Annotated in this window: 9 protein-coding genes; 2 read left to right on the top strand and 7 right to left on the bottom strand. The window is 71.2% G+C overall.

The window, feature by feature from the left end; all coding sequences use genetic code 11:
* The first annotated feature begins 442 nt into the window (after positions 1-442).
* The gene (locus ACYVOO_RS26375) at positions 443-1,393 is read left to right on the top strand and encodes a MaoC/PaaZ C-terminal domain-containing protein (protein ID WP_461018192.1); all 951 of its coding nucleotides are present in this window, start codon (positions 443-445) and stop codon (positions 1,391-1,393) included.
* On the opposite strand, the gene ACYVOO_RS26370 is transcribed toward ACYVOO_RS26375, so the two are convergent.
* The 7 genes from ACYVOO_RS26370 to ACYVOO_RS26340 all read right to left on the bottom strand — a co-directional run bounded on the left by ACYVOO_RS26370 (position 1,317) and on the right by ACYVOO_RS26340 (position 7,509).
* Positions 1,317-1,949: a TetR/AcrR family transcriptional regulator gene (locus ACYVOO_RS26370; RefSeq protein ID WP_461018197.1), complete on the bottom strand. Its 633-nt coding sequence runs from the start codon at positions 1,947-1,949 to the stop codon at positions 1,317-1,319. The genes ACYVOO_RS26375 and ACYVOO_RS26370 overlap by 77 nt on opposite strands.
* Before the next feature lie 243 nt (positions 1,950-2,192).
* Entirely contained in the window at positions 2,193-3,563 is a 1,371-nt protein-coding gene (locus ACYVOO_RS26365) for a dicarboxylate/amino acid:cation symporter (protein WP_461018191.1), read from the bottom strand.
* Positions 3,564-3,900: 337 nt separating this feature from the next.
* Positions 3,901-4,194 (bottom strand): DUF4229 domain-containing protein, encoded by a 294-nt coding sequence (locus ACYVOO_RS26360; RefSeq protein WP_461018190.1) that lies wholly within the window; start codon positions 4,192-4,194, stop codon positions 3,901-3,903.
* A 160-nt stretch (positions 4,195-4,354) separates the two neighbouring features.
* Positions 4,355-4,879 carry a GNAT family N-acetyltransferase gene (locus tag ACYVOO_RS26355; protein WP_461018189.1) on the bottom strand — a complete coding sequence of 175 codons (525 nt, stop codon included), beginning with the start codon at positions 4,877-4,879 and terminating at the stop codon, positions 4,355-4,357.
* A 104-nt stretch (positions 4,880-4,983) separates the two neighbouring features.
* Positions 4,984-5,649, bottom strand: coding sequence for a class I SAM-dependent methyltransferase (locus ACYVOO_RS26350; protein WP_461018188.1), 666 nt, complete (start codon positions 5,647-5,649; stop codon positions 4,984-4,986).
* Positions 5,650-5,787: 138 nt separating this feature from the next.
* A complete protein-coding gene (gene mqnE, locus ACYVOO_RS26345; protein WP_461018187.1) occupies positions 5,788-6,954 on the bottom strand; it encodes an aminofutalosine synthase MqnE in 1,167 nt (388 codons plus the stop codon).
* Between the two features lie 99 nt (positions 6,955-7,053).
* Positions 7,054-7,509, bottom strand: coding sequence for an Lrp/AsnC family transcriptional regulator (locus tag ACYVOO_RS26340; RefSeq protein WP_453349968.1), 456 nt, complete (start codon positions 7,507-7,509; stop codon positions 7,054-7,056).
* 140 nt (positions 7,510-7,649) lie between these two features.
* Between ACYVOO_RS26340 and ACYVOO_RS26335 the strand changes: the two genes are divergently transcribed.
* Positions 7,650-8,333: a UbiX family flavin prenyltransferase gene (locus tag ACYVOO_RS26335; RefSeq protein WP_461018186.1), complete on the top strand. Its 684-nt coding sequence runs from the start codon at positions 7,650-7,652 to the stop codon at positions 8,331-8,333.
* Positions 8,334-8,466: the final 133 nt, after the last annotated feature.

Genomic DNA, 8,466 nt, shown 5'->3' with positions numbered 1-8,466 from the left:
GAACACAGGCCCACCCGGCGACGAGGCGCACAGCGGCCAGGAACACAGGCCCACCCGGCGACGAGGCGCACAGCGGCCAGGAGCACAGGCGCGCCGGGCGATGGGGCTCAGCTCCGTGGTTCCGCGCCCCGGCGAGGGGGCGAGGCCGGCGGGGCCCACACCCTCGCCAGGGCGGGGCCCTCGCGAGGCGCGCTCCGCGAGGGCCTCTCGGGAGGCGGCGGCGAAGCCCGCCTCTCCCGAGGCCGGGCCCGCCCCTTCGCCCCGCGAGGGGGCGGGGAGCGGGGGTGGACGCCGTCCGCCCCTGTCCCGCCGCGACGGCGGGTGCGCACGGCGGCGTGGGTCCGGCGGAATCGACGAGCACGGACAGGGCACGCCCCGGACAAGACGGACGCACGGCGAACGGTCAGGACGACTCACGGTCAGGGAAGTCAGGGATGAGGACATGATCACGACGCAGACTCGGACACAGCGGCTCAGCACCGCACCACGGCTGGGCCCACTGCTCGCGCGGGGCGCGGTCGTGTCGGTGGGCAAGCGCGGCCCGTACGACGGCGCCCGGCTCCCCGCCACACGCCTCGTACTGCGCGAGACGCCCGTCGACGCGGACGCACTGCGCGCGTACGCGGACGTGTGCCGCTTCGAGGCGGGCGGCACACTGCCGCCCACCTACCCGCACATTCTCGGGTTCCCGCTCGCCATGCGGCTGATGGCCGGCCGGGACTTCCCGTTCCCGCTGCTCGGGCTCGTCCACATGGACATCGAGCTGACCCAGTACAAGGCGCTCCCCGCCACCGCGCGCCCCGAGATCTCCGTACAGGCCGAGGGTCTTGAGCCGCACCGGAAGGGCAGCAGGTTCGGGATGGTCACCGAGGCACGGCTCGACGGGGAGACCGTGTGGCACTCGCGCAGCACGTACCTGTGCAGGCACCGCACCGGGGCGCGGCCCCAAGAACCGTCAGGGAAGCAGGCAGCCCAAGCCTCACGCGCCGCCGACGAACCGCTGCCCGTACGGGACACCTGGGAGCTGCCCGGCGGCCTCGGCCGCCGCTACGCCGCCGCCTCCGGCGACCGCAACCCCATCCACCTGCACCCGCTCACCGCGAAGCTCTTCGGCTTCCCCCGGCACATCGCGCACGGCATGTGGACGTTCGCGCGCTGCCTGGCCGAGGCGTTCCCCGAGCACGACGGCGGGGACGGGCGGCTGGGCGCGCGGGCCGAGTTCAAGGCGCCGGTGCACCTGCCCACGACCGTCGCCTACGGGGAGCGCGACGGCGCCTTCGAGCTGCGCGGCACCGGGGAGCGCGCCCGGCTCCACCTCACCGGGCGCGTGGGCCGGGAGTCCAGCGGGACCCCTTCATCAGGTTCTCTAGACCGGCCCAGCAGAAGTTCATGAGCGTGGCCGCGGTCTCCTTCGCCGTGGGGGCGTCGTCCGTACGGGCGTTGGCCCACTCGGCGAGGGACTCCGCGGCGCCCACGAGCGCGTGCGCGAGCCCGGAGACCTCGCGTTCGGCGAGGTCGCCGTCGCAGCCCGCGTCCTGCGCCGCCTGGCCCAGCAGCGAGCGCACCAGTTCCGTGATCTCCACGCGCATCGCGGCGACTTCGCTGGCGAAGGGCTCGCCCTGGGTACGGGCCCTGTGCAGGACCGTCCAGCCGTCGGGGGAGGCGGCGGTGTGCGCGAAGAAGGCGCACAGGCCGTCCCACAACTGCTGGTCGGCGCTGGTGCCCCGCTCGCGCGTCCCGGCCCGCACGGCTTCGACGAGCGCCGCGCGCTCACGCCGTATACAGGCCGTGAACAGCTCTTCCTTCGACTTCAGATAGAGGTAGACCAGCGGCTTGGAGACCCCCGCCGCCTCGGCGATGTCGTCCATGGACGCCGCTTGGTAGCCGTGCCGCGCGAACCCGGTGACGGCCGCGTCGAGCATCTGCTGCTCCCGCACCGCGCGCGGCATCCGCTTGTGCCCGCCCCTGCTCTTGGTCCCCGGTGTCCCCACTGTCCCCACGGCTGTGCCCCTCCGCCCCATGTCCTGCTCCCCGCTCAGGTTACGCGCCCTCGGCGGTACGCCCGTCGACAGCGAGCCACGGCGATACGGCGGGACGGCGGGACGGCCGGACGGTCTGACGGCGGCCGGACACACCGATCCCCCGGCCTCCGAGGAGCACCGGGGGATCGAGGCATGGCCGAGGGGCGCGGCTCAGCTCGTGGCCGCAGCGGGCTCGCGCACCGCGCTCTCGCGGGGCCCGGAGTCCGAGTCCAGCTCGTCGAGGCTGAAGCTGCGCGCGTTGCGGAACGCGTCCACGTCGAGGATCTTCTCGCGGGCCGAGACGAGGACCGGGATCACGACCTGGCCCGCGACGTTCGTCGCCGTGCGCATCATGTCCAGGATCGGGTCGATGGCCAGCAGCAGCCCGACGCCGGCGAGCGGCAGGCCCAGCGTGGAGAGCGTCAGGGTCAGCATGACCGTGGCCCCGGTCAGGCCCGCCGTCGCGGCGGAGCCGATCACGGAGACGAAGACGATCAGGAGGTACTCCTTGATGCCCATGTCGACGTGGAAGAACTCACCCACGAAGATCGCCGCGATGGCGGGGTAGATCGAGGCGCAGCCGTCCATCTTCGTCGTCGAGCCGAACGGCACGGCGAAGGACGCGTACTCCTTGGGCACGCCGAGGCGCTCGGTGACCTTCTGGGTGAGCGGCATGGTGCCGACCGAGGAGCGCGACACGAACGCGAGCTGGATGGCGGGCCAGGCACCCTTGAAGAACTGGAGCGGGTTGACCTTGGCGACGGTCGCGAGCAGCAGCGGGTAGACGCCGAAGAGGACGATCGCGCAGCCGACGTAGATGTCGGCGGTGAACGTCGCGTAGCTGCTGATCAGGTTCCAGCCGTAGTCCTTGATCGCGGTGCCGATCAGGCCGATGGTGCCGATCGGGGCGAGCCGGATGATCCACCACAGCGCCTTCTGGAGCAGCGCGAGCACGGACTCGCCGAGGCTGAGCAGCGGGGCGGCCTTCTCGCCGAGCTTGAGCGCGGCGATGCCGACGACGACCGCCATGAAGACGATCTGGAGCACCTTCAGCTCGGTGAAGGGCGTGATGATGTCGGTCGGGATGATCCCGGTCAGGAAGTCCAGCCAGGACCCGGCCTCCTCGGGCTTCGCGGCGTCCTTGGCGGAGATGCCGGTGCCGGAGCCCGGGTTGGTCAGCAGGCCGATGACCAGGCCGATCGCGACCGCTATGAGGGAGGTCGCCATGAACCACAGCAGGGTGCGGGTGGCCAGGCGCGCGGCGTTGTGCACGTTGCGCAGGTTCGTGATCGAGATGGTGATCGCGAAGAAGACCAGCGGCGCGACGGCCAGCTTCAGCAACTGCACGAAGGTCTCGCCGACCTTCGTGAGCGTCGTGCCGAGCCAGGCGATGTCCCAGTTGCGGGCGACCCAGCCGAGCAGCACGCCCAGCACGAGGCCGAGCAGGATCTGGGCCCAGAAGGGGACCTTGGGAAGGCGCCGGGCGCGTTCGGGCGCGGGTTCGCGTTCGGGCGCGGCGGCTGAGGACGAGGACGTGGACACGGACAGTCTCCGGTGTGTGTGGCTCTGGGGGCGGGGTGGTGGGGAGGCGGTGCGCCGGAGAACGTACGGTCCGGCCGCAGCGGCGCGCTCAGCGACAGGTCGCCGACATACAGCGGCAGAGGTCGACGTGCAGCCGCTCCACGAGCACCGTCGCGCCCGTCCAGCGCGCCTGCTCGGAGGTCTGGACCACAGTCATCATGTCGCTCACGCTAACACTCGGTCTTTGCCTTGCCCAAAGGTTTCCTTTGAGCCTCGATACGCCCACGCACAACACCCCACCGGGGGAAGGTCATTCCCGGTGGGGTGTGCGGAAGCTGTGACGAGGATTACGGAGGCGTCAGGCGACGCTGTCCTCCTGGCTCTGGTTCGCGGAGAGCCTGGTCTTCGCGCGGTCCACGCCGGAGACGATCTGCTCGGACATCCGCTGCCGCTGCTTGCGCAGCAGCACGAAGCTCAGCGGCGCCGAGATCACGAGCGCCAGCAGCACCACCCAGAGCGGGTTCGACCGCCCCAGCCCCTTCGGCACGACGCCCACGTACGCGAGCACCGCGACGATGACGAGGCAGCCGACAAAGATGCCGAGCCGCATGGCGGTGTAGCGGAGCGTTGCGTGCGACGTGCTGCTGCTCACGGGAACCTTCTTCGGGCTACTCGGGGCTACTCAGGGCGTCTCGGACAGGGTCCGACGATTCCTCTTCCAGTCAAACACAGCCGACATCGCGATCTTCCGGGCCCCTCGCGGGCGCGCTGCCGGGCTCGGTACCGGGCGCGGGCCCGGCGCCGCGGCCCGCTCAGTGCAGCGGCAGCAGCATCACGACCTCGTCGCGGTAGTCGTCGTCGGAGACCTTGAGCGCGCCGGGTATACGCCCGACCTCCTTGTAGCCGCAGGAGGCGTAGAACCGCTCCAGACCGAGCCCGCCGCGCAGCGTGAGGTGGACCGCCTCGATGCCGTCCATGCCGCGCGCCGCCTCCTCGGCCGCCGCCATCAGCTCCCGCCCCTCGCCCCTGCCCTGCCGGGAAGGGCTCACCATCACGGTGTAGAGCCACAGCCAGTGCCGCTTCAGGCGGTGCGTGTTGAAGCTCATGAAGACGGTCCCGGCGACGGCGCCCTCCTCGTCGTAGGCGGCGAGCAGCCGCGTACGGCCCTGCTCCATGGCGAGCAGGTGCTTGAGCAGTTCGGGGCGCACGTCGTCGGCGGTGACCGGGGGGACGAAGCCGACGGCGCCGCCCGCGTTGGTCACGTCGGCCCACAGCGCGCACACACCGTCGCGCAGCTCGGGCGTGACGGCCGGGTCGAGAACGAAGCGCAGACTCATACCGGGCACTGTAGGAGACACCTACGACAGTCGTACGAACCGTCCGTACGGCGAACGGCACCCCGAACGGCACCGCGAACAACGGCACCGCGAACGGAGCGGGCTCAGATCCGGTGGGCCGTCGCCAGCCAGGCGGGCACGTCCGTACGGCTGCCGGGTGCGAGCCCCAGCGCCTCGGCGTGCCCGGCGGGCACACGCCCCCCGTACGTCGTCGCGCTGATCCCCTCCAGCCGCCAGCCCGCCGCCTCGGTGAACGCGTCACGCAGCACGCTCTCGGCGATGCGCGGCCCGAAACCCGGTTCCGTGTCGGCGAGGGCGAGGATGTGGACCACCGCGGCAGGGCGCGTCACGGCGTGCAGGGAGCGCACGTACGCCGCGCGGTCCTCGGGGCCGAAGACGTGGAACAGGGCGCTGTCGACCACCGTGTCGAAGCGGTCCTCGCCCAGCTCCTCCGCGAGCCGCAGCGCGTCGGCGGCGGCGAACCTCGCGGCCACGCCCTGCCGCTCCGCGTTGGCGCGGGCCTGCTGGATCGCGTGCGGTGCGAAGTCGGCGCCGAGGACGTCGTAGCCGAGCCGGGTCAGCAGGATGGTGTGCTCGCCCGTGCCGCAGCCGGGGTCGAGGACGGCGCCCCTGACCGCGCCCGAGCGCTCCAGCTCGACGACGGCGGGCTGCGGCTCGCCGATCACCCAGGGCGGTACGCCGGTCTCGTAGGCGCTGTCGAAGGACGCGCGGGGAGGGACGGGGGGCGTGCCGGGTGTGCTGGACGGCATGTGTCTGCTCTCCTCGGGGAGGGGGCCGCGGCACCGCCGTGCGGTGCCGCGCGGACACGCTCCAGCATGAAACTTCGACTGCGCTTCATGTCAATGCGCCACCTCCGGGGCGGGCCAGTGAAGGCCCGCCCTCGCGTCTCACACCCGCATGGGCTGCGGCGACTCGCGGCGGTCCGGGTCGGGGCCCGGGTACTCGTTGATGATCTCGTAGCGCGTGTTGCGCTCGACGGGGCGGAAGCCCGCGTCGCGGATGAGGTCGAGCAGATCCTCGCGCGTCAGCTTGTCGGGGGTGCCGAAGTTGTCCGCGTCGTGCGTGATCTTGTACTCGACGACCGAGCCGTCCATGTCGTCCGCGCCGTGCTGGAGCGCGAGCTGGGCCGTCTGCACGCCGTGCATGACCCAGAAGACCTTGACGTGCGGCACGTTGTCGAACAGCAGCCGCGAGACCGCGAACGTCTTGAGCGCCTCGGCACCGGACGCCATCGTCGTCCTCGCCTGGAGCTTGTTGCGGACCTTGCCGTCCTTCATGTCCACGAAGTCGTGCTGGTAGCGCAGCGGGATGAAGACCTGGAAACCGCCCGTCTCGTCCTGCAACTCCCGCAGCCGCAGCACGTGGTCCACCCGGTGCCTGGGCTCCTCGATGTGCCCGTACAGCATCGTGCACGGGGTCTTGAGGCCCTTCTCGTGCGCCAGGCGGTGGATGCGCGACCAGTCCTCCCAGTGGGTGTCGTGGTCGACGATGTGCTGGCGGACCTCCCAGTCGAAGATCTCCGCGCCGCCACCGGTCAGCGACTCCAGACCGGACTCGATCAGCACGTCCAGGATCTCGCTCGCGTCCAGGCCCGAGATCTTCTCGAAGTGCTGGATCTCGGTCGCGGTGAACGCCTTCAGCGAGACCGTCTCCGGGAGCACTTCCTTCAGCGCGCTGAGCGAGCGCGGGTAGTAGCGCCACGGCAGCGTCGGGTGCAGGCCGTTGACGATGTGCAGCTCGGTGAGCTTGTCGCCCTCCATGGCCTTCGCCAGCCGCACGGCCTCCTCGATGCGCATGGTGTACGCGTCCTTCTCGCCCGGCTTCCGCTGGAACGAGCAGTACGCGCACGAGGCCGTGCACACGTTGGTCATGTTGAGGTGGCGGTTGATGTTGAAGTGGACGACGTCGCCGTTCTTGCGCGTACGCACTTCGTGGGCGAGCCCGCCCAGCCACGCCAGGTCGTCGGACTCGTAGAGGGCGATGCCGTCCTCACGGGTGAGCCGCTCACCGGAACGGACCTTCTCCTCCAGCTCGCGCTTGAGCCCACCGTCCATGCGTCGCCCCTCCTCGGATGTCTGCTTCGGGCCGCTCCCGACTGCTTCGAGCGCCTTGCCGAGCCTACTCCCCCACCCTCGGCTCCCCCGCGCTGGGCGCTACGCCTGCTCGGGCAGCTCGCCGACCCGGTTCTCCCACTTCGTGGAGAGCACGATCGTGGTCCGCGTGCGCGAGACGCCCTTGGTGCCGGAGAGACGGCGGATGATGCTCTCCAGACCGATCACGTCGGTGGCACGCACCTTGAGCATGTACGAGTCGTCGCCCGCGATGAACCAGCAGTCCTCCACCTCGTTCAGCTCCCGCAGCCGCGTCGCCACCTCCTCGTGGTCCGTCGCATCCGAGAGCTGCACCCCGATCAGCGCGGTGACCCCCAGCCCGAGCGAGGTCGCGTCCACGGTGGCCCGGTAGCCCGTGATCACTCCGGCCGTCTCCAGGCGGTTGATGCGGTCCGTGACACTGGGCCCCGAAAGGCCGACGAGGCGGCCCAGCTCGGCGTAGGAAGCCCTGCCGTTCTCGCGCAGCGCCTGAATGAGCTGCCTGTCCACCGCGTCCATAACGTCCTGGTGCCTTCCGTTCGTGTTCCGGTGTTCCGTGTCCCTGGGGCTCCCTGCATTCTCCGAGGACGAATTTAAGGCATGCCGCGCAAGGGATTGACGGCCGCGGTCCGCCCCGTACGCCACGTACGCTCGGTGCCGTGACCGATGCGACCGACCGTACGACCGAGCGCCGCCCCTGGATCGTCGGCGTGTCCGGCGCCTCCGGGACGCCGTACGCCGCCGCGGTGCTGCGGGCACTGCTGCACGCGGGAGAGGACGTGGACCTTGTCGTCAGCCGCGCCTCACGGCTGACGATCCTCGACGAGACGGGCCACCCCTTCCGCGACGCGCACGCCGACGAAGACCTCCGCCGCTGGCTCTCCCGCGGCGCGGACGGCACGCCCGACGCGTTCGCTCCCGAGGTCGCCGCACTGCCTCTGTCCCGCGTACGGCACTGGGCCGCGGGGGACCTCGCGGCCGGGCCGTCCTCCGGCTCTTACCCGGCGAAGGGGATGCTCATCGTGCCCGCCAGCACGGCGTGTGTGGCGGGGGTGGCGCTCGGCCTCTCCAAGGACCTCCTCCAGCGGACCGCTTCCGTGACGCTCAAGGAGCGGCGGCCGCTGGTGCTGGCGGTGCGCGAGACTCCGCTGAACGGGCAGACGTTGCGGCACCTCGTGTCGCTCGACGAGGCGGGGGCCGTGGTCATGCCCGCGTCGCCCGCGTTCTACGCCGGCGCGACGGGGATCCAGGACCTCGTCGACTTCGTCGCGGGCCGCGTCCTCGACTCCGCGGGCACCCCCCACAAGCTCTACGAGCGCTGGTCCGGCGCGTTGGGGAAATGAAACACAGGGTTGCCCTTTCACGGGTCGGCGCCCCTTCACGGGGTGCGGGGTGAAGCCCACACGGGGTGCCTGTTTCTCGTAGGGGTGCGCCTGTTGTGGGTGCCCCTCAGGGTCTCGTTCGCGTGGTGCGGGG

It is taken from the genome of Streptomyces daliensis (assembly GCF_054782395.1).
Note: the sequence above shows the minus strand (reverse complement) of the source record. Positions and strands in the feature narration are given on the sequence as shown.